The organism is Bianquea renquensis (assembly GCF_014384895.1).
Lineage (GTDB): Bacteria > Bacillota > Clostridia > Lachnospirales > Bianqueaceae > Bianquea > Bianquea renquensis.
The window spans coordinates 1-22588 of record NZ_JACRSQ010000042.1; the positions used below are offsets into that span (position 1 = coordinate 1).

18 protein-coding genes are annotated in these 22588 nt (G+C 50.6%); 11 read left to right on the plus strand and 7 right to left on the minus strand.

The window, feature by feature from the left end; genetic code table 11:
- On the plus strand, positions 1 to 181 hold a 181-nt coding region (locus H8730_RS17975), incomplete at its 5' end, for a hypothetical protein (protein ID WP_346726593.1).
- A 445-nt stretch (positions 182 to 626) separates the two neighbouring features.
- On the opposite strand, the gene H8730_RS15965 is transcribed toward H8730_RS17975, so the two are convergent.
- The 4 genes from H8730_RS15965 to dinB form a co-directional block, all read right to left on the minus strand.
- Positions 627 to 1175, minus strand: a complete 549-nt coding sequence (locus H8730_RS15965; RefSeq protein ID WP_249290174.1) for an NADH peroxidase — start codon at positions 1173 to 1175, stop codon at positions 627 to 629.
- A gap of 169 nt (positions 1176 to 1344) precedes the next feature.
- Positions 1345 to 3924: an alanine racemase gene (gene alr, locus H8730_RS15970; protein ID WP_177714113.1), complete on the minus strand. Its 2580-nt coding sequence runs from the start codon at positions 3922 to 3924 to the stop codon at positions 1345 to 1347.
- Entirely contained in the window at positions 3921 to 5030 is a 1110-nt protein-coding gene (locus H8730_RS15975) for a D-alanine--D-alanine ligase family protein (protein ID WP_177714114.1), read from the minus strand. The genes alr and H8730_RS15975 overlap by 4 nt, the downstream gene beginning before the upstream one ends.
- 144 nt (positions 5031 to 5174) lie before the next feature.
- Complete coding sequence (gene dinB / locus H8730_RS15980) at positions 5175 to 6386, minus strand: DNA polymerase IV (protein WP_177714115.1); 1212 nt, start codon at positions 6384 to 6386, stop codon at positions 5175 to 5177.
- A gap of 247 nt (positions 6387 to 6633) precedes the next feature.
- Between dinB and serC the strand changes: the two genes are divergently transcribed.
- The 8 genes from serC to H8730_RS16020 all read left to right on the plus strand — a co-directional run bounded on the left by serC (position 6634) and on the right by H8730_RS16020 (position 15307).
- Entirely contained in the window at positions 6634 to 7734 is a 1101-nt protein-coding gene (gene serC, locus H8730_RS15985; RefSeq protein ID WP_177714116.1) for a 3-phosphoserine/phosphohydroxythreonine transaminase, read from the plus strand.
- Positions 7735 to 7758: 24 nt separating this feature from the next.
- Complete coding sequence (locus H8730_RS15990; protein WP_177714117.1) at positions 7759 to 8922, plus strand: phosphoglycerate dehydrogenase; 1164 nt, start codon at positions 7759 to 7761, stop codon at positions 8920 to 8922.
- A 232-nt stretch (positions 8923 to 9154) separates the two neighbouring features.
- Positions 9155 to 9418 carry a 30S ribosomal protein S15 gene (gene rpsO, locus H8730_RS15995; protein ID WP_177717129.1) on the plus strand — a complete coding sequence of 88 codons (264 nt, stop codon included), beginning with the start codon at positions 9155 to 9157 and terminating at the stop codon, positions 9416 to 9418.
- A 146-nt stretch (positions 9419 to 9564) separates the two neighbouring features.
- Entirely contained in the window at positions 9565 to 11733 is a 2169-nt protein-coding gene (locus H8730_RS16000) for a polyribonucleotide nucleotidyltransferase (protein ID WP_177717127.1), read from the plus strand.
- A complete protein-coding gene (locus H8730_RS16005) occupies positions 11720 to 12226 on the plus strand; it encodes a dCTP deaminase/dUTPase family protein (protein ID WP_177717124.1) in 507 nt (168 codons plus the stop codon). Before H8730_RS16000 ends, H8730_RS16005 begins: the two co-directional genes overlap by 14 nt.
- A 60-nt stretch (positions 12227 to 12286) precedes the next feature.
- Positions 12287 to 13060, plus strand: a complete 774-nt coding sequence (locus tag H8730_RS16010) for a ClpP family protease (protein WP_177717121.1) — start codon at positions 12287 to 12289, stop codon at positions 13058 to 13060.
- 143 nt (positions 13061 to 13203) lie between these two features.
- On the plus strand, positions 13204 to 14544 hold the full coding sequence (locus tag H8730_RS16015; protein ID WP_177717118.1) for a GH39 family glycosyl hydrolase: 1341 nt from the start codon (positions 13204 to 13206) through the stop codon (positions 14542 to 14544).
- 217 nt (positions 14545 to 14761) lie between these two features.
- Positions 14762 to 15307: a cysteine hydrolase family protein gene (locus H8730_RS16020; RefSeq protein WP_177717115.1), complete on the plus strand. Its 546-nt coding sequence runs from the start codon at positions 14762 to 14764 to the stop codon at positions 15305 to 15307.
- Between the two features lie 63 nt (positions 15308 to 15370).
- Here H8730_RS16020 and H8730_RS16025 read toward each other — a convergent pair whose 3' ends face one another.
- Together H8730_RS16025 and H8730_RS16030 are read right to left on the minus strand one after the other, a co-directional pair.
- Positions 15371 to 16627: an FAD-dependent oxidoreductase gene (locus H8730_RS16025; RefSeq protein ID WP_177717112.1), complete on the minus strand. Its 1257-nt coding sequence runs from the start codon at positions 16625 to 16627 to the stop codon at positions 15371 to 15373.
- A gap of 93 nt (positions 16628 to 16720) precedes the next feature.
- Positions 16721 to 17497: a helix-turn-helix domain-containing protein gene (locus H8730_RS16030; protein WP_249290175.1), complete on the minus strand. Its 777-nt coding sequence runs from the start codon at positions 17495 to 17497 to the stop codon at positions 16721 to 16723.
- A gap of 101 nt (positions 17498 to 17598) precedes the next feature.
- Between H8730_RS16030 and H8730_RS16035 the strand changes: the two genes are divergently transcribed.
- Positions 17599 to 19566: an alpha-amylase family protein gene (locus H8730_RS16035; RefSeq protein WP_177717108.1), complete on the plus strand. Its 1968-nt coding sequence runs from the start codon at positions 17599 to 17601 to the stop codon at positions 19564 to 19566.
- Between the two features lie 122 nt (positions 19567 to 19688).
- Here the strand turns inward: H8730_RS16035 and H8730_RS16040 are convergent, their stop codons facing one another.
- A complete protein-coding gene (locus H8730_RS16040; RefSeq protein ID WP_249290176.1) occupies positions 19689 to 20126 on the minus strand; it encodes a S1 RNA-binding domain-containing protein in 438 nt (145 codons plus the stop codon).
- Between the two features lie 568 nt (positions 20127 to 20694).
- On the opposite strand from H8730_RS16040, the gene H8730_RS16045 reads away from it, so the two are divergent.
- Positions 20695 to 22131, plus strand: a complete 1437-nt coding sequence (locus tag H8730_RS16045; protein ID WP_177717106.1) for an MATE family efflux transporter — start codon at positions 20695 to 20697, stop codon at positions 22129 to 22131.
- The last annotated feature ends 457 nt before the right edge of the window (positions 22132 to 22588 follow it).

A 22588-nucleotide genomic window follows, 5' to 3' on the forward strand; every position in this document is an offset into this window, starting at 1 on the left:
TATTACATCTGCCTTGACGCAAGGGAGCTGCTCCTTATCCGGACAGAAAGCTAAGATCGGGATGGATATACCCAGAGGGCTGAGGTGTACGGATGGGCGGACTGCGGCAGCTGTGAGCATTAAGCCAGGTGCCTTTATAAATACTATGCTGAATAGAATCCTGATCGCATTAAGGTCATGAAGATCAGCGTACGATGGGAAGAACGGAAAGAAGAATCCAATGCCAACATCCAGAGTGAGACAGGGGATCTTCAAACGCCAGAAACGTTCCATCCAGATAGAAGCACACTTTGGGGACATTATGGAAAACGAGAACTTCCGGAGGTTCAACTATCGGTCGGCAGAAAAAGTATATAAAGAGGTTTATGCTGTATGCCATCAGCAGGAACCTCATGAAAGACCATCGGCATCTACATCATGAAATCGAAAACTAGGAAGGAAAAAAAGCGCTTTTCAAAATCCAAACAAGGAAATTTTCCGCCCTGAAACAGGAGGAGACAGTCCGATAAAAATCCTGAGTCTCGAAAAAGCCTGGATTTCTAAGGGGCTGTCTCCTTCTTACCTATCAGGGGCTATATTCGCTATTTCACGACAGCCCCTTCGGAAAAGTCTTTTCTTGATGCGTCTCAGCTGAAATATCTCTTCAGAAGGCCCTGGAAGGCGCAGCCGTGGCGGGCCTCATCTTTGCACATTTCGTGAACGGTATCGTGAATGGCGTCATAGCCCAATTGCTTAGCTAAGGTCGCAAGGTCCTTCTTGCCCTGGGTCGCGCCGTGCTCTGCGTCAACGCGGGCCTGAAGATTCTTCTTGGTATCGGGCCAGACAACCTCCCCCAGAAGCTCTGCAAATTTAGCAGCGTGCTCTGCTTCCTCAAAGGCAATCCGCTTGTAAGCTTCCGCAACTTCCGGATATCCCTCACGGTCAGCCTGACGGCTCATGGCCAGATACATACCGACTTCGCTGCACTCGCCGTTGAAGTTGGCGCGGAGGTCCTCGATAACGCGAGGATCGACATCCTTGGCAACGCCGATGCGGTGCTCGTCCGCCCAGGCAAGTCCTTCACCTTCTGCCTGCTCCACAAATTTCTCGCGGGGCGCCTTACATTGAGGACATTTCTCAGGGGCCGCTTCGCCCTCATATACGTATCCACATACACTACAGATAAATTTTTTCATCGTCATAACCTCCTAAGTATAGATAATGATTCTTAATTGATAATTATTTTCTGAAAGAAATTATACCATCTCCTTTCGGCATTGTCAAGAGAAATCAAAAAATATTTCCTGCGTTTTTCCAAATAGAACGTCCGGACAGCAGACTGTAGCTCTGCTGTCCGGACGTTGATCAGCTGATTTCTTTCGCTTCGAGAACTGGCTCTGCAGGCCACAGCCGGTGGTCGATCACCTGTACCGGCACACCATTTCGATAGTAGATTCTGGGAAGGCGGTAGGTAAACATGGAAGGGATTTCCTGGGGGACGCTGCCGATGTAGTCCGCCATGTCCTCCAATGTCACCGCGTTGCTGCCCTGTTCGCCGAGAATGACGACTTCTGTCCCGGGCTCATACTGGCGGGGAAGCAGAACCATGGTCTGATCCATACAGATCTTGCCGATTATAGGGATGTATTGGCCATCCACCAGGACGTGAAAGCCCTGGAATATTCGAAAGTATCCGTCGGCGTAGCCCATGGGAAGGATGCCGACCCAGCTATCTTCCTCCGCTACGAATCCATTGTCATACCCGACACAGTTGCCCTTTTCCACTTTTTTGACGCTGAGCAGGCGGGTGTGTACAGATAAGGCAGTTTTCAGGTGGAGGGGGCAGGTTGCCTTGATTTGCGGGGATGGATAGATCCCGAATATGGCGACGCCCATTCGGACCAGGTCCAACCGGGTCTCAGGATATTGGAGAGCCGCGGCGCTGTTGGCGCAGTGATAATGGGCAATGGAAATCCCAGCATCCCGCAGGTAGGACCGCATTTCATCAAATTGCTGCATCTGACGGCGGTAGTAGGTGGGATCCGGGTGATTCGCGGTTGCGAAGTGGGTGTAGCAGCCATCCACCACAAAGGGAATCCCCTGTTTCGAGAGGCTTTGGATGGTATCGGTGAGTGCAGCCAACTCACCGCAGCTGCGGACGCCAAGCCGGCCCAGCCCTGTGTCAATTTTGATGTGCAGTTTTAAGGGCGCGTGGAGATCCTTTGGCCACAGGGCAGCGGCTTTCTTTAGCCAGTCCGTCTGAAAAACGGTTACACAGAAATCCTGACGGGCAGCTAGCGGAGCGTCCTGGGGCAAAATCGGCGATAGTATCAGAATCGGCGCGTTGATACCGCCGCGGCGCAGATATAAGGCTTCCTGCAAGATGGAAACAACAAGCCCGTCGGCGCCTCCTTCCAATACCGCCTGTGAAACGGGGAGATCCCCATGCCCATAGGCATCCGCCTTGACCGCCACAAATAATTTTGTGTGGGAGGGGAGAAAGCGGCGGATCTGCCGGGTATTGTCTATGATGGCGTCGAGGTCGATCTCAACGCGGCTCTCCCGCTGTAGAAACATGTCAGGAGTCTGGAGATGTTGGATTAAGCGCTCCAGGGCATTTTCCCGGGAGCCTTTAACTAAAAGAAGGGTACCGGGGATTAACAGGGGAGTCAGCGCTTCCACAAGGGCGGAAAAATCAGTGAACGATAGGATGCGGCCCTCTGGAAAATTCGCGGATTGCGCCATGAGGCGGCTCAGTTCCCCGAAGGTGAGCACATAGTCAACTTTGTCTGGGTGAAGCCATCCGCCGGCGCGTTTATGGAACATGGGGCCGGATTCGCCCAACCCGTTCATATCGCCCAGCACGGCGATCTTCCTTTGATAGCCTTGGAAAGAATAAAAGAGTTTTATGGCTTCCCATAGACTGGAAGGGTTGGACTTATAGCAATCATTGAGAATCGTGTACTTGCCCAGGTCGAGAAGCTCGCTGCGCATCCCGGTTTTTTGCAGCTTGGCAAACCCTTCATTCATCTGTTCGTCGGCCACATGGAAGGCCCGAGCGCAAAGGATTGCAGCCGCGGCGTTATAGATTTGACAGGAACCTAGAAGCGGCAATTCGTAGGTGCGGCCATCCAATTCCATGGATAATCCGTGGAGACTCATGGATTGGAGATGGGGGATACAATCGTTGTATGGACTAGCGCCGAAGGTGATACAGCGAAAGCGGTTGGAAGTGCCGGCCTTGATGGGGTTTTTTAGGAGCGGCTCGTCGCCGCAATAGATCAGCAGACCGTGGGGTTTCAGGCCTTCCAGGATTTCAAGTTTGGCTTTTGCAATATTTTGTCTGGAACCGAGGGCCTCCAGATGTGCTTCCCCGATGTTGGTTATGATGGCGGCGTCGGGGGTGGCGATCCGCGATAAGGTCCGGATTTCGCCTAAGCTTTCCATCCCCATCTCTAAAACCAGAGCCTGTGTATCCTCGTCCATGCCTAGGATCGTCAGGGGAAGCCCAGTGAGGCTATTATAATTGCCAGGGGTCTTATGAGTCCGATAGCGAGTCGCCAGGAGGGAGGCGGTTAAATCCTTAACCGTAGTTTTGCCGTTGCTGCCAGTGATGGCGATGACTCTCGGGTTTACCTGATTTCGATAGGCTGCGGCTAAGTCCCACAAGGCTTGCAGTGTGTCAGGCACCAACAGTAGGGGGAGATGATGCTCTGGGATAGGGTGATCCTCCTGCCAGAGGGAAGCGCCGGCACCGGCCTCCTCCGCTCTTTGCAGATATTGATGGCCATCGGTCTGAGCCCCCAGGAGAGGTACAAAAAGCTGGCCTGGCTGCGTGGAACGGGTATCGATGGACACACCGTGGATTCTGGCGGTGGAGGTCTGGGCGTCGAGTAAACGGCCCTTTGTGTATTCGGCCAGCTGGGCGAGTGTTATGGAAATCATAGGGAGAACCTCCTTGTGAGACTGTTTTTCGCGGTGTAGGCTTCCTCCGCTAGCATCAACAGTTCATCCAACAGAGAGCTATAGCTTAAATTCTCACTTTTTTGCCATAGAGTCGGATACATGCTGAAAGGGGTGAAGCCCGGCAGCGTATTGACCTCGTTTACATAGAAACGTTCCTGGTCTCGCACAAAAAAGTCGACCCGGAGGAGTCCGGTACATTCTAGAGCTTCAAAGGCAGTCAGGGCCACCTTTTTCATCGCGTCCGCTGTTTCAGGGCGCAGAGCGGCGGGGATGGACTGTACTAATTTTCCGTCCACGTATTTTGCTTTATAGTCCATGAAATCATGTTCCTGAAAATATTCCCCCACCAGAGAGCATTTGGGAGGATGCAGCGAAGAACTGGTATTTCCCAGTACGGCGATTTGCATTTCCCGCCCTGTCAGATCCTCTTCAAATAGGAGTTTCTGGTCATAGAGGAAGGCATCGTCAACGGAGGACCGAAATTCTTCAGGGCCTGTGATCTTGTGGACGCCGACGCTGGAACCTCCATTGGAAGGTTTTACATAGAAGGGATAGGAGAAAGTATGTTCCACAAGGGATACGATGGAGTGTGTATCCGCTTCATATTGCGATTTGCGAACCGACAGGTATTGCCCCTGGGGAATCTGATGTTGGGCAAATATGTTTTTCATGGTTTCCTTATCCATCCCAGTTGATGAGGCGAGCACGCCGTTTCCCACATAGGGGATCCCAGCCATCTCAAAAAAGCCTTGAATCGTGCCGTCTTCCCCGTAGGAGCCGTGGAGTACCGGGAAAGCGATACAGTCGTTTAGGGAAGTGGCCGCCTCTAAAAATAGCGCCATGGATTGGGAGACGGATTGGGGGGAAAGGGTTTCGGGGATCAACTGGTCCAAGCTTTCGACAATCTCCGGCGCGGGGCCAAGGTAATGCCACACACCCGTGGGCGATATATACGTCAGAAAAACATCATACCGGCTACGATTGAGCGACGCAATCACGGCCTTTGCGCTCTGCAATGACACCGCATGCTCGACAGATCGTCCTCCATACAAAACGATAACCTTCTTTTTTTTCTGCTGGTTCATTTATAATTCCTCCTGTTTGATTCAGTGAATAGTATAAGTTTACAGTGCAAACATTAAAAAAACGCACGCAGAATGCTTGCGTTTCTGTGAGATATTTATAAAAAAATAAAAGAAAGATCCTGACGATTCTTAATATTCTATGAATTATTCTGGAAGTTCTTTTTCTGCTTCCATTTCGCCTGCGGTTTTGACGATATTCGTTCCATATTTATCGTAGAGATGGAGGAGGGAGCGGTTCAGATTCTCCCGCTTGTCTGACTGGGCAGAGGATTGCTCCAGAGTGAGCTGCTGCTGATACTCACCTGTGGGGTTGCTGAGGCTCAGCCCAATGAGCCGGATAGGCCGCGATGTGTCGATCTTGTTCAACAGTTGACAGCTTATGTCATAGAGATCGCTGGCGTCGTGCGTCGGAATCGGTAGGGTCTGAGAGCGCGTACATAACTGCATGGTACTGAACTTAATTTTAAGCGTAATGGTATAGCACCACAACCCCTGTTTTTGAAGGTGGATGGATAGACTTCTGGCGATGACTTTTAATATATTCTGCATTTCAGTCCGATCTGTAAGATCATGCTGAAAGGTCATTTCCTTGCCGAAGGATTTGGCCGGTTCGTCTTTGACAACGCTTCGCGGATCAATGCCTCGGGATAGGCGATAGAGGTCAGCGCCAAGCTGACCGAAGGCTTGCCTTAACGACTCCTCGTCCCAAGCCTTTACATCTCGCACTGTATGGATTCCGTGATGTTGTAAGAGCAGGGCCGTTTTTTTCCCGACTCCCCAGATGACGCTCACAGGGCGATCCAAGATGAGAGACTCCAGAGTGGCGGCGTCGGGGATAACAAAAAAACCGTCCGGCTTTTTTTCTTCGCTGGCCAGCTTTGCCGCCATCATATTATAGCCAATACCGATGGAACAAGTGAGTTTGGTCTCTTCCCAAACCCGCCTTTTGATATCCTGTCCGATCCGCGCCGCTCCGCCAAATAGAGCTAGAGATGCGGTGATATCCAAATATCCTTCGTCGAGGGCGACAAATTCAATCTGATCCGTGTAATCGGCCATGATCCGGTGAACCTGTGAGGAGGCCTGATGATATTTGTCGAAATGTCCGTGCATATATATACCGTGAGGGCACAAACGGTAGGCTTCCTTAATGCTCATGGCAGAGTGGATGCCGTATTGCCTGGCCTCGTAGGAACAGGTGGACACGACGCCCCGCTCGTGGGGGAGGGCCCCGATGATGACGGGCTTTCCCCGGAGTGAAGGATTGTCCCGCATTTCCACGGCTGCATAGAAAGCGTCCATATCCAGGTGCAAGATACAGCGCTCCCCGCAATGTGCGTCATAGGCGTTGTCCATAAGGCCTCTTCCTTTCTGTAGTCGATGCCATTAGTATACCAGAATCGGGGGAGCAAGAAAAGGGGGGCGGGCTGATTCTTTTCAGAGTGGAAACAATTTCATCTGAATGTCTGTGGTAAAAAGACATTCAGCCCTGGATACTGTACATTTATTAAACAGTATTGACAAAGAAGGGAGATTGTATTATTCTAATAGATACGATATGCATTTATTAGAGAAGGTAACGTGCAGAGAGGGAGGAAGTAAGATGAAACGTGTATATAATTTTTCGGCGGGCCCCGCAGTACTGCCGGAGGAAGTTCTGGAGCAGGCCGCCAGGGAAATGATGTCCTATGGAGATAGTGGAATGTCCGTCATGGAGATGAGCCATCGCAGCGCTGTGTACGAGGGAATTCTCAACGAAGCCATAGCGGATCTTCGGGATCTCATGGGAATTTCAGATGAGTATGAGGTTATGTTTATCCAAGGCGGAGCCTCGACCCAGTTTGCCATGATCCCCATGAACCTCATGGGCAAAAACGGAAAGGCGGACTTTATCAATTCCGGCCAATGGTCCAAAAAGGCGATTGCGCAGGCGAAGGCTTATGGCGATGTAAAGGTGATTGCATCTTCCGAAGATAAGACGTTTTCTTACATACCTTCCTGGGATAGCGCAGAATTCCGAAGCGATGCAGACTATTTTTATATTTGCAGCAACAACACCATCTACGGTACCCGCTTTACGGAGCTGCCGGAAACGGGCAATGTACCTTTGGTGGCCGATATGTCCTCCTGCATTTTGTCGGAGCCCTGTGATGTGAACCGGTACGGTTTGATTTTCGCGGGGGCGCAGAAGAATATCGGACCCGCCGGAGTCACAGTGGTGATCATGCGCAAATCCTTGATCACCGACAGCAAAGAGGAGAACAGCACGGTTCTCAAGGGGACGCCGATCATGTTGCAGTATAAGACCCACGCGGACAACAATTCCATGTACAATACGCCTCCCACATATGGAATCTATATTTGCGGCCTCGTCTTTAAGTGGCTGAAGAAGAACGGCGGGCTGACGGCCATGGCAGCAGTGAATCAGGAGAAAGCCTCGATCCTATACGAGTATTTGGATGAGAGCAAGATGTTCCATCCGACGGTATCCGGCGCGGATCGGTCTCTGATGAACGTACCCTTTGTCACTGGGGATAAGGATTTGGACGCAAAGTTTGTGAAAGAAGCGTCGGCTGCTGGATTTGTCAATCTCAAAGGCCATCGCAGCGTCGGCGGTATGCGGGCGAGTATCTATAACGCCATGCCCACGGAAGGCGTCAAGGCTTTAGTCGAATTTATGAAGAATTTTGAAGCGCATCAATAACAGAGAAGGGTTGATTGAGTCAATATGAAGATAAAACTGTTAAACAAAATTTCGCCTGTTGGCCTGAATGTATTTGACGAGACATATGAGACATCGGACGCCATTGAAAATCCTGATGCCATTATGGTGCGCAGCGCGAAGATGCATGATCTACCGAGAAATCCAGAACTGTTGGCCATCGCAAGAGCGGGGGCGGGCGTGAACAATATTCCCGTCGATGCATGCAGCGAGGAGGGGATCGTCGTATTCAACACGCCGGGAGCCAACGCCAATGCGGTCAAAGAGATGGTGCTGACGGGTATGTTGTTGGCCAGCCGCGATGTCATCGGGGGCGTGGAGTATGTGCGAGGTCTGGAAGGACAGGACGGGGTCGCCAAGCTGGTGGAGGCAAACAAATCGAATTTTGCCGGAACGGAGATCCAGGGGAAAACATTAGCGGTCATCGGATTGGGCGCAATCGGTGTGCTTGTGGCCAATGCCGCTCATTCCCTGGGGATGGATGTTATCGGATATGATCCCTATGTCTCAGTCAATGCGGCGTGGAAGCTTTCGCGCAGCATCGAGCACGGGGACAGTTTGGCGAGCATTTTGCCCCAGGCTGATTTCGTCACGATCCATGTGCCGTTGAATGATGAGACAAAGGGATATATCAATCAGGACGTCTTTGCCATGATGAAAAAGGGTGTCAAGCTCATGAACTTCTCCCGCGGAGAAATCGTGGACGAGGAGGCGCTGTTGAAGGCGATCGAGGAGGGGATTGTCGATAAGTACGTTACAGACTTTCCCAATGAGAAGATGGTGAACCAGAGGAATGTGATCGCCATCCCGCATCTAGGTGCTTCAACGGAAGAATCGGAGGAGAACTGTGCGGTTATGGCGGCGCAGCAGATCCGCGACTACCTGGAAAATGGAAACATTGTCAATTCTGTCAATTTTCCTGCCTGCGACATGGGCGTCTTAAAGCTTCCCTGCCGAGTGCTGATTATGCACCGGAATGTTCCCAAGATTGTGAGCCAGCTGACGCAGCTCATCGCGCGTGAGAACCTGAATATCTCAGATATGAATAATCGAAGCCGGAAAGACTTAGCCTATACGATGTTGGATCTGGACTCGAAAGCTGACGCAGCGACGCTGGATGCCATGCGCGCTGTAGAAGGCGTGATCCGTGTTCGGGTGATTTATAAGTGAGATTGCGGCGGCATAGCGGAGGCTATGCCGCTTTATCCTATGGAAAGCCCGCCGGAAAGCGGGTAAAATCCGAAGAACCTTTGAATTTATGCAGAATTAGCCCTTTACAAGCCCACCTCTTTGTGATACAATTAGAAAATGTGGAATGAACCGCTGCTCAGAGAATGGAAGCTCCAACCTGATCTTAGCAGTTGGGGATGTCTCGTAAATGTCAATCTAGGAGGATATTGCTATGACAAAGGAAAGAAAGCTAGAAATCATCAAGGAATACGGGCGCAGCGAAGGCGACACCGGGTCGCCGGAAGTGCAAATCGCCCTGCTGACAGAGCGCATCAATCATCTGACAGAACATCTGAAGACACATAAGAAGGATCATCATTCCCGCCGCGGTCTTTTGATGCTGGTCGGACAGCGCAGAGGTCTCTTAAATTACCTGAAATCCAAAGATATCGAGGGATATCGTGTGTTGATTAACAAGCTGGGTATCAGGAGATAACGGTAGGTTATCTCCTGCAAGATCGGAGCGGATACTTATCCGCTCTATTTTGTCCTATAGGAAAGCCCGCCGGGAGGCGGACCTGGATTCGAAGAACCGCGAAGGCGAACTTTTTTCACGAATATAACTTTATAAGGAGTGTAAGCATGTCGAAAATTTTTACCATGGAATTGGCGGGCCGGATGTTGAAGGCTGAGATCGGCAAAGTAGCGGAGCAGGCCAACGGCGCCGTCTGGCTTTCCTACGGCGACACGGTTGTCCTGAGCACGGCGACCGCGTCGGACAAACCGCGGGAAGGCATTGATTTCTTCCCACTCAGTGTGGACTACGAAGAGCGGTTGTACTCAGTTGGAAAGATACCGGGCAGTTTTATTAAGAGGGAAGGACGTCCGACGGAGAATGCGATTTTGACCGCTCGCTGCATTGACCGGCCGATGCGCCCTCTATTTCCAAAGGACTATCGCAATGACGTCTCCCTGGTGAACACGGTTTTGTGTGTTGACCAGGACTGTTCACCGGAAATTTTGGCCATGGTCGGCTCTTCCATCGCGGTCTCCATCTCCGATATTCCCTTTGCTGGCCCTATCGGTGCGGTTTCTGTCGGGCTGGTGGACGGAGAATTTGTCATCAATCCCACATCCGCGCAGCGTGAGGTCAGCGATTTGAACCTGACGGTGGCATCCACCGCGGAGAAGGTGGTTATGATCGAAGCCGGCGCCAATGAAGTGCCGGAAGCGCAGATGATTGAGGCGATTTTTAAGGCCCATGAGGAAAATCGGAAGATCGTTGCCTTTATCGACGAGATCGTAGCGGAAGTTGGGAAGCCTAAGCATGCCTACGAGGAACAGGTTGTTCCGGAAGAGGTGTTTGCGATGCTGCGAGAGGTGGTTTCACCTCAGCGCATGGAGGAGGCTGTTTTCAGCGATGTCAAACAGGTGCGCGAAGAGCGGGTCAATGGGCTGACAGATGAGTTTGCTGCCGCTGTGGACGCGCTGCCGGAGGAAGACCAGGAGCGGTTCCGTCCTTATATTGCGGAGGCCATGTATCAATATCAGAAAAAGACCGTGCGGAAGATGATCAAGGAAGATCACAAGCGTCCAGATGGACGGGCCCTGGATGAGATCCGTCCGCTGTCGGCAGAGATTGATTTGTTGCCGCGGACTCATGGCAGCGGGTTATTCCGCAGAGGGCAGACACAGGTTCTGACCATCGCAACTTTGGGTGCGCTCAGCGATCAGCAGCGCTTGGACGGTTTGGATGAGCTGGAGGATTCCAAGCGGTACATCCACCACTATAATTTCCCGTCCTATTCTGTAGGGGAAACGAAACCCTCCAGAGGACCCGGGCGCCGGGAGATCGGCCACGGCGCTTTGGCGGAGCGTGCATTGGTTCCGGTTTTGCCGTCGGAAGAGGAATTCCCCTATGCCATCCGTTTGGTCTCGGAAGTGTTGAGCTCCAATGGATCGACTTCCCAGGGAAGCATCTGTGCCAGCACGCTGTCACTGATGGCTGCGGGTGTGCCCATCAAGGCTCCTGTCGCCGGTATTTCCTGTGGACTGATCACAGGGGATACAGATGACGATTTCATCCTGCTCACAGACATCCAGGGGTTGGAAGACTTCTTCGGCGACATGGACTTCAAGGTGGCCGGTACGCATAAGGGCATTACGGCCATTCAGATGGACATTAAAGTTCAGGGCTTGACAAGAGCGATTATCGAACAGGCCATCTACAACACTCGCAAGGCGAGAGAATATATTCTGGACGATATCATGTTGCCCTGTATTTCACAGCCGAGGGCTACCGTGTCCCCCTATGCGCCGAAGATCTTCCAGACGCGTATCAATGTGGAGAAGATAGGGGAAGTCGTTGGGCCAAAGGGTAAAATGATCAATAAGATCATCGATGAGACAGGAGTTAAGATCGATATCGAGGAAGATGGACGGGTCTTCGTCTTCGGCGTTGACGATGAGATGGCAAAGAAAGCGATTCAGATCATCGAGACCATCGCGAAGGATGTGGAGATCGGTGAGATCTACAACGCCAAGGTGGTACGCCTTGCCAAGTTTGGCGCCTTTGTTGAAATCTTCCCGGGCAAGGATGCGCTGCTTCACATCTCGCAGATCAGCCACGAGCATGTGAAGGAAGTGGAAGATGTTCTGAAGGTTGGCGATGAGATTATGGTAAAGGTTACGGAAGTGGACGACCAGGGGAAAGTCAAAGTTTCCAGGCGTGCACTCTTGCCACCGAAGGAAGGCGCGGCTGAACGCCCGGAGAAGTCAGAGAGAGCGGAGAGGCGCCATGATCGCCATTGAGAAGATCAGTCTGGCGCAGTACCAGAAAGACCGTCTGGACACTGCGCCGGGGACGCAGATGACATTGCCGCAGCTTGAAGAAGAGTATGCGGGTATTATCCTCCCCCGGCGCGGGACGCTTGTATCAGCTGGATACGATTTTCACACACCCTTTTCCTTAACCCTGGAGCCTGGCGAAACTCTCGTGGTCCCCACGGGCCTCAGGGCCATCATGGAGGATGATATGTGGCTGGGAATCTACATCCGGTCCAGCTTGGGATTTAAGTATGGAGTCCGCCTTGTGAACTCGGTGGCGGTGATCGATGCGGACTATGCATGGGCGGACAATGAAGGACATCTGAAGATCGGGATCTACAATGGCGGGAATCAGGCGATTGCGCTGAAAGCTGGGGATGCATTTGCGCAGGGCATCTTTCAGAGGTATTATCGCACGGATGATGATGAGCCCATCAACCGTCGCCGCACCGGTGGTTTTGGTTCAACCAATCTCTAGGAATAAATACGCCCTCTTTGGAAAATACTAGACACGAGTATTTGACAAGGAGGTTTTTGTATGCTGCAAAACCAGGACCCGAAGGAAGATATCGTGGAAGAGCCGTTGGAAACGGAAAAAGAAGAGACAGAGATACCGGAAGAGTATAATGACACGCTAAAAGAGTTTGGACAGACGCAGACACCGTTGACGAAAAAAAAGAATCCGAGGGGAAACATCTATTGCCTTACGATCATTGGACAGATTGAGGGGCATATGGCGCTGCCACCGCAGACTAAGGCGACTAAGTATGAACATATCTTGCCGCAGCTGGCGGCGATTCGGGATAATGATGAGATCGACGGCTTGCTGATCCTGCTCAATACAGTGGGAGGCGATATTGAAGCCGGGCTGGCCATTGCGGAGATGATCGCCTACCTTGGCAAGCCGTCGGTCTCGCTGGTTCTGGGGGGTGGACATTCCATCGGCGTACCGCTGGCGGTGTCGACGAATTATTCTTTCATCGTGCCGACGGCAACCATGACCATCCATCCGGTTCGCATGTCGGGACTGGTCATTGGAGTTGCCCAAACCTTTGACTATTTTGAAAAGATGCAAGATCGAATTGTGGAGTTCGTCGTCCGAAATTCCAAAATATCGGCGCGGCGCTTTAAGGAATTGATGCTGGATACGGGAAAGCTGGCGAAGGATGTAGGGACGATCATCATCGGGGAGGAGGCCGTGCGCGAGGGGCTTATTGATGAGACCGGCGGCTTGGACCAGGCGATTGAAAAGTTATATTCGTTTATAAAGGAGAAGCGTGAGCAAAAAAAACAAAATCAAGAGCAAACATGAGCTGGATTCAAGTCCAGCTCTTTGTCTTAAGCCGTAAGGTGGACATAATTCCGAAGAAGCGCTACGAAAATATTTCTTTGCAGCAAATATTTACTTCAATTTCCTTTTATGCTATACTTAGGGCACAAAAAGGAGGGAACTATATGGTCAATATAGACATTGATTTCAATAATAAGATCGGGAAAATCAAACCGATGCACGCAGTCAACAATGGACCTGTGTATAAATTTGCATCCGACCAGAGAATTACCAATTTAGACAGCTACCGCCAAGCGGGAATTCCCTATGCGAGAACGCATGATGCTTCATTTTATGAAGATTACGGCGGAGAGCATATTGTGGATGTGCACGCGATTTTTCCAAATTTTGAGAATGACCCCTGTGATCCGGATTCCTATGATTTTGTACTTACGGATGACTATCTAAAGATGATCGAAATGGCGGGGACTAAGGTTTTTTATCGACTTGGGTCTAAGATTGAACATTGGCCTAAAAAATATGGAACGCTCCCCCCGAAGGACTTTAAAAAGTGGGCTGTTATCTGCGAGCATATTATTAAGCATTATAATGAAGGTTGGGCGAACGGGTTTCATAAGAATATAGAGTATTGGGAGATATGGAACGAACCCAATCTTGACCCGGATGATTCGACACATAAAAGATGCTGGGGCGGGACGAAACTTCAATTTTTTGAGTTTTATGATGTAGCGGCAACCCATCTAAAGCAGTGTTTTCCCGGACTTAAAATAGGCGGGCCTGCGCTTGCTATCGATCTGGAGTGGGCAAAGGATTTTTTGTCGCAGCTGAAATCTCCCCTGGACTTTTTCTCGTGGCATACATATTCCACGGATCCGAAAGAAATTAGCAGTACGGTGGAGCAAATACGAAGTTTGCTGGATCAATATGGATTTACTCAGACAGAAAATATACTGGACGAATGGAACTATGTAACAGGTTGGACGGGTGACGACTGGATCCGATCGCTGAAGACGGAGAAAAATTTGAAGGGCGCCTCCTTTATCGCCGGAACAATGTGCAGGTGCCAATATTCCTCTCTGGATATGCTAATGTACTATGACGCACGCCCCTGTTCAATGAACGGTATGTTTAATACCGATCTGGTTTGTGAATGTCTCAAGGGCTATTATCCTTTTAAGATGTTCAACACTCTTTATCAGTTGGGCAACAGCACAGAAGTTGCGTGTGATAGCGATACCCTGTATGCCTGCGCTGCTCGGGACGATGGAAATGCCGCCATTATGCTCACGCATTATTGCGATGACGATACGACTCTGCCGGAGGAGATCAGATTGAATATCCGAGGATTTAGCGGGGATAAAGGGATTAAAGCACAGTTCTATCTGTTAGATGAGGTTCATGACCTTACACTTGTCAAAGAAGAGGTTTTGAGCGGTGATCGTTTCTCCACATTCCTTACGGTTCCGCTGTTTAGCTCATATTTAATTACGTTGACAAAAATGTAAACCATGGGACATCTGGTTGTACGCCCCTTTATCTAGAAGAACCATCGCCATCGCCTCCTGAGGCGGGAAGGGCGATGGCTTTTTCTTTTATAGGAGAGTCCGCCGGGAGGCGGATTAATTCGAAGAACCGGAGGTTCTATATATCATTGACAAATCGAGTCATATGATTTATTATGTGTATATACAGGTGAATATACAAAATAGGGAGGTTAAATCAATGGATACAAAATATGCGGTGCTTGTGGTCGACATGCTGAATGACTTTGTGACTGGGGCTCTTAAATGTGATCGAGGACTTGCCATTGTCCCCAAAACAGCCGAGTTATTGAGAGGGTGCAGAGAAAAGGGCATTCCGGTAATTTTTTGTAATGATGCCCATATTCAAAATATCGATCATGAGCTCAAGCTATGGGGGGACCATGCGATTGCCGGGACGCCTGGTGCAGAAGTGATTCCGGAATTGGCACTTTGCAGTGCGGACTATGTTGTCCCGAAAAGACGCTACAGCGGCTTCTTTCATACGGACCTTGACCTTCTTCTGAAGGAACTTGGCGTGAATACGGTGATTATGACGGGGCTGCACACGCATATGTGTGTGCGTCACACCTCAGCCGACGCATACCAGCTGGGGTATGATATTGTTGTGGCAAAGGATGCGACAGACTCCTTTACTGAAGAGGATTATCAGTACGGCCTTAAATACTTAAAAGAGGTGTATGGCGCTGAGATTACCGATGTGGATAGCTTGCTTGAGAGTCTATAAGGGTTTCGAGGGCGATGGCCGGTCAGAGAAGGGGACATGGATTCCAGAGTTCTACATGGAGACCTAGACCGCGTGTGACGGTCTGGGGTATCCCTGTTGAAGGAGCAGCTCTTGCAGCTGTCCCACCGGCAGTGCACAGGGGGACCAGCGATTCTGTGTACAGAGAGCGGCAGCTGCACCGGCTGCCTGTCCCATGGCCATACAGATGGGCATAAGGCGATAGCTGGCATGAGCCATATGGGTTCCGCTGATGCAACGCCCACATAAAAGCAGATTCTGCACATCCTTCGGCAAAAGGCAGCGGTAAGGGATGGTATAGGGTTTTCCGTTATATGGAAGATTGTTGGCATCCGGCCCACTCCCCACTAAGCTATGGTTGCCGAAGCCGGCGACAGCGTCGGCGACAACCCAGTCTTCAAAGATGGTGTTGGATGCGATGTCGTGTTCCGTCAGCCGGTATCGCCCCTCAAAATGCCGGGTTTCTCGTACCCCGGCATAGACGGCGGTTTGCAGGAGAAAACAGTTTTCGTATCCGGGGACATGGCGTTGAAGGAAAGACAAAATCCCCTCGATCTGGCGGCGAGTCAGGATTTCCGCCTCTGTCATCTCCCAGGCGTTGGTGCCATCTGTCTGAATGCAGTTGGTCATATTGACCCAAGCCGTGCCCGGGTGATACCCTTCAATCAAGATCACATGGCCTGCGGGGGCGGGAATGCGGCCCTCTGCCACCTCCTTCTCCATGAGAGCTTCCAAATCAGGGTGAGTGCCAAAAGTGGGATACACGGCTTTCGTCTCATCCACCCCGCCCACGGAGAATTCCAGGGATACGGGCTGCATCCGTCCATCGGACTCCCGCCCCAGCTGGAACGGGACCTCCGCGCGATACGCTAAATCGCCGTCTCCGGTGGCATCGATATACACATCAGCTGTCAGCGGGATGGGGGATGTCTTCCCTAAAACTGTGATGGACGAAATGCCATGGGCATCCACAGTACAGTCAAGCAGCGGGCTGTGCAGCAAAAGGCTGGCGCCGCTGTCAGTCAATAACCTCTGATACAGCAGCTTCAGCAGTTCAGGATCATAGACATGGCGGCTACCGCGCCGGATCGTGGTTTTTTCGCGGATTTCTGTGTAGAGGCCGGAGGTGGCGTGGCCACACCAAACGTTTAATAGCCCGGCTGTGCTCATGCCACCCAGGAACCCATCTTTCTCAACCAACAGCGTATTCGCCCCGTTTCTGGCGGCTGAAATCGCAGCCGCCACCCCGGAAGGGCCGGCGCCTACAACTAACACATCATAGTGACAGCTTTGTGCATTCATCGACATACCCCTTTCCATTTCTGCATATTGTACGCCAACCTTGCGTCTATTTCATGTCTCCCTGCGTCTCTGCAACTTGTGGAGAGCAGGAGTCTAGGAGCCCATCGGCCGGCTTACCTTTCGATATTGTTTGGGAGAGTAGGTTACATATTTTTTAAAATAATTGGAGAGATAGTAGGGATCGCAAAATTGATATTGGGCGGCGATTTCCTTAATGGATTTGTCGGTGACCAAAAGCTCCTGCTTGATTCGGTCAAGAAGAAGCCTTTCAATATATTGTTTTAAGCTGCAAGAGAAGACCCGTTTGAAACGGCGGGATAGAACGGTGGGATTATAGTTATGAATCCTGGCAATTTCCGCCACAGTCAGTTTGGCCGACAGATTCTTTTCGATGGTGAGGAGAAGATCCTGAAATTGCAGCATTTCCCGGTCTGGCACCATATGGCCTTCGTCCAAAAACAGAGAGATGGCTGTTGTCACGCTGCCTTTCAGATAGAGCATGGATTTGAGGCTGGACGAATCGTTGGCGGATAGGATGGCTTCGATCTCGGGAAGACCGAGCTCAATCTGTCGCGGCGTATCCAAGGGGGAGAATACGTCATAGCCAGGTAAAATTTCCACATTCACATCCACATAGAGCTTGTCGATGAACCGATCACACCAGCAGCTAAACATGGTGTTAGCCGGGATCAGGTAAGCGTAGCCGGGGAGAAGATCCCACTGCGTGTCTCCTACGCGGATATGGCCGTCTCCACCCCGGATGAAGTAGATGGAATTGTATGGGTAATAATTGACGGGATGGTTCCAGCGGGCGTTATCCTGGTAGAGAATCGATCGCAAAATTTTAATGGATATCAAGTCAGAAGTCATTTTTACACATCTTTTCATCAAATATTCATATGGATGTTTTTATTCTACCATACTATAATGGGATAAGCAATCTCAATATGAAAAGGAAAGAAGGTATGATCATGATTCAGTTATCTTCCCGTCAAATCCATCTGGATTTTCACACATCTGAGAATATTTCCGGCATTGGAGCCGATTTCGATCCTCAGGCTTTTGCGAAAACAGCGAAGGACGCTTCGATCAGTTCTATGACAGTTTTTGCCAGAGGGCATCACGGATGGCTGTACTATCCCTCCGAGAAGTTTCCGGAGCTGATGCACCCGCATTTGGCCAATCGGAACTTATTGTTGGAACAGGTGCGAGCGCTTCACTCCGTTGGCATCAAAGCGCCAGTTTACATAACAGTCCAGTGGGATTACCACAGCGCCACCACGAGGCCGGAATGGCTGATCCGCAAGCAGGATGGCTCCCACGAGGGCGGTCCATTTACAGAGCCAGGTTTTTATCAGTCCCTCTGCGTCAATACCGGATACTATGATTTTTTGGCGGACCAGACTGCTGAGATCGTGGAAATGCTGGGAGATGAGCTGGACGGTGTATTCTTTGACATCGTGGGCATCCGGCCGTGCTGGTGCGCCGCCTGCCGGGCAGAGATGAAGGAGCGGGGGGTTGACGCCTCCGACGAGATGGCCGTCAGGGCCTTCGCCAAAATGGTCATCGACCGTTTTAAGCATCGAATGACACAGTTGGTCCGCAGCTACAGTAAGACGTGCACTATTTTTTATAATGCGGGCCACGTAGGCCCCTGTACTAAGGAGAGCGAATCCGCCTACTCCCATTTTGAGCTGGAGAGCCTGCCCTCCGGTGGCTGGGGATACCTTCATTTCCCGGTCACGGCGCGGTACGCCAGAACTTTGGGGAAAGATTGCATGGGAATGACCGGTAAGTTCCACACGGCGTGGGGAGATTTCCATTCGCTGAAGAATCAGGCGGCTTTGGAATTTGAGTGTTTCCGCATGTTAAGCTATGGCTTTGCCTGTTCCATTGGCGATCAGCTGGAGCCCAGGGGTGTGTTGAACCCGGCGGCGTATCGCCTGATTGGCCGTGTCTATGGCCCTATGGCAGAGCGGGAAGCGTGGGCGAGACCTTCCAAAGCATTGGTGGAGGCCGCGCTGATAACGCCGGAAGACCCCCTGTTTGAGAATCAGATCCCGGACAGCGTCATGGGGGCGTCTCAGCTCTTGGAGGAGCTGGGGTTGCAGTTTGATATTCTGGATATGGATGGCGATCTGAGCGGTTATCCTCTCATCATTTTGCCAGATGGCCTGTGCGCAACAAAGGAATTTCAGCAAAAGCTGGACGCCTATGTGGGCGGTGGCGGAAAGGTTCTGGCCTGCGGCGACGGCGGCCTTGCGGAGAATGGACAATATCCGGAGAGCTTTGGAGTCAACCATCTGGGGAAAACCATACTGTATCCAGATTTTGTTGTCCCGGAGGGGGCCCTGGCCGAGGGCTTGGAAGAGGGCAGTGAGTATGTCATCTACCAGCAGGGGGAGAGCATCCAGCCGGCGGGCGCCGATGTCATAATGGGCGCGCGGGCTCCATACTTCAAAAGAGAACACGATATGTTCTGCTCCCACCGCTATACACCGTCGGCCAAAGGGGAGATGTATCCAGTGGCCACAAGGAATGGCAATGTGATTCTCTTTGCCCATCCTCTCTTTGCACAGTACCGTGAGAACGCGCCATTCTGGTGTAAGAAGCTGATTCAGAATGCGATCGGCCTGTTATTGGCCGAGCAGCTGGTGAGCCATGACGGGCCGTCCACTATGACGGTAAGCCTGCTGCATCAGGAGGAGAAGCAGCGGGTCTGTGCCCATATTCTCTCCTATATCCCGGTTCGCAAATCCGCCACCATCGATATCATCGAAGAGAGGACCAAGCTGCGGAATATTACCCTCCGACTGAACTTGCCGCAGGAGATCAAAGCCGCCAGACTGGTGCCGGAGAATGTGGAGCTGACCGTTGAGGATGGCTGTGTTACCATACCAGAAATCGACGGCTATGCCATTGTAGAGCTGACATATTGAGAAAACCATCAGGGAAAAAAGAAGGCAAACCCACCGTTACAAGCGGATTTGCCTTCTTTTTCTTTACTTATAGAAAAGTCCGCCTGGAGGCGGACCTAATTACAGGAAGCGAAGGTTCTAGATCATTCGTCCAGTTTCAGAGCTTCTCTCAGCTTCTCGCCCAGCACATTGTAGCCTTCCTCCGTATTCTCGATCTTGGGGGAGGCGACACCGCGTCTTCTTCCGCCGCCAGCGTTGCGCTTCGGCGCGCGGGGGGCGTTTCCATTGTTATTCTCCCTGGACTCACCTTTGGATTCTCTCTTGCCTCTGCCTTCCGGATCCGGCATCAGAGCGCGGATGGAGAGGGAGATCTTATTCTTCTCCGTGTCCACTTTGATGACTTTGACCTCGACCTCCTGGCCTACAGTCAGAAAATCATTGATGTCCTTTACATACGTGTTGGAGACCTCAGAAATATGAATTAATCCCTGTGTATCCTCGCCCTCCAGGGCGACGAAGGCACCAAAAGACTGAATTCCTGTTACTTTTCCTTTTAAAACGGAATTGACTTCAACGCTCATAATAACACTCCTCATCATCTCATAAAAATTAACGTTCTTGTCTGTAAAAAACTACGGTTCAGATACCGGAAACATAGTTTTACGCAAATGCGAACTCGAGGCTGCCTGCGCAATCCAGGAAAACTCTTGAGGTAAAATATACCAAAATCCGCATAGTTGTCTGTCTCATGACCGTCTCTTTATTATAACAGCCTCTCCCTAATTTTGACAAGAGATTATCTAAGGAAAAGTAGCAAAATATTTAACAAAATTACGAGGATATTTTGGATAAAACAGCAAAAAGGGATGCGCCGCGGGCTGAATGAATATTGCTTCCCACGGAAAGTGGGAATGCCGCGGAATCCCCCGAGGGAAAAAGTGCATCTTGACTTTTGGCTAAAAAAAGAGTATACTATTTATACAGCGTGTGGCGTAACTGCGTAAAACCAGTTGTTTGTCACAGGCTGTTTTTATTTTAGGCGTCATGTTTAGCTCATCTGTGACCGCCAAAGGGGGCGTGTAGCGTAAAGCGTAAATCCAGCTTCGTTACACGTTTTTTTATTTTTATAAGCCAGAGGAGGAACTTAAGTTGGAACAGAAATCAAACACATTTTTAGAGACAGAAAAAATTGGCAAGCTGATGCGCAAATATGCGATCCCGTGTATCATTTCGCTTTTGGTAGCAGCTTTGTACAATATTGTGGACCAGATCTTTATCGCAAATGCGGATTACCTCGGCTCTTACGGAAATGCCGCTAACACTGTGGTTTTTCCGCTGACGGTCGTTGCCCTCGCCCTCGCCGTAATGATTGGCGACGGCTGCTGCGCCTTTGTCAGCATTAGTCTCGGAGCCAATGAAAAGGAGAATGCCCATAAGAGCATTGGAAATGCCATTTGGCTCTGTATCGCCAGCAGTCTTGTTTTGACGGCAATCTATCTGATCTTTCAGGAACCGATTCTGACGATGTTCGGCGGAAGAGTCAATGACCAAACCTTTCACCATTCTAAGGAGTACTTTTTCTATATTTCCATTGGCGTTCCCTTTTATATGTTCGGCCAGGCCATGAACCCTATTATCCGTTCAGACGGAAGCCCTAAATATGCCATGGTTTCCACATTGGCAGGGGCAATCGTCAATATCATCTTGGATCCGATTTTTATTTTTGTCTTTCGCTGGGGCATGATGGGAGCAGCTGTGGCGACCGTGCTAGGACAGGTGCTGACAGCGGCGCTATCGGTTTGGTATCTATGCCATATGAAGGCAGTTCGGCTGGGAAAGAAAAGTTTTCGCCCTGCTGGCCAATTGATAGGCAAATTCCTGCCTCTGGGCATTTGTAGTTTCCTGTCCCAGATATCCCTGGTTGCCGCCATGGCGGCCATTCAGAACATGACCCTGAAATACGGCGCCCAGGACCCCATCTTCGGGCAAACGCAGTATGCCCAGATTCCCATGGCAGTGCTGGGGATCGTAATGAAATTCTTTCAGATTGTGATTTCCATTGCGGTCGGCATGGCGGCTGGATGTATCCCCATCGTAGGCTACAACATCGGTGCAAAACGAAATGACCGCGCCAAAAGCCTGTTTACCCATCTGCTAATCTTAGAAGCAGTGGTCGGTGCGGTTGCACTGTTAATCGTGGAGTTATTACCTGTACAGCTGATCTCCATATTCGGTGCAAAAAATGAGAGTGTTTACTATACAGACTTTGCCGTGAGATGTTTCAGAATCTATTTGTGCATGATGATCTTTGCCTGTGTCAACAAAGGGACGTTCATCTATTTGCAGGCCATGGGAAAGGCGTTGCTTTCCACAATTCTTTCCATGGTGAGAGAGGTGGTATTCGGCGTCGGGTTTGCACTGTTGCTCCCCATTTTTTGGGGGTTGGACGGAGTTCTGTATTCTATGCCGGTCTCGGATATCTTAACCTTTGTCATCTCCGCTATTGCAATTTGCTACACCTATAAAAAATTGACGCCAACGGAAAAAGTGGTGATGCCAAATGAGCAACCGGATTATAACGAGTAGCCGTGAATTCGGAAGCGGCGGAAGAACCATATTTTGAGAGAAGCGCAGGACTGCCTGAGGGGTTTCACCCATGGGGACAGATTGCGATTGGCCGATTCGCTGACAATAGAATTATGATTTGAAATCGTCGCTTGTTACAGGCGGCGATTTTTTTGCATAGACGGCGCGAACCGCATAGCCGAGGCTCCCCAACAAGCCGTTTCTCGGATTTCGGCCGCAGGGCAAAATTTAAAAACATGCTGGTCCGTATAGGGAATCCACCAAAATGGCGGGAACAAATAACAATCAGTCTGTTTATCCGGTATAATAAATCGGTACAAGAAAGGGGAATACTACGTGGTAGTGTCAAGTAATCTATGAAAAACTGAGCCGAAAAAAACAGGCTCAAATGAACCTTGAAAATTGCAGATATTGATTCCGAAAAGCTCTCCGAGGGCTCAGGGCGCTGCCCTGAGAA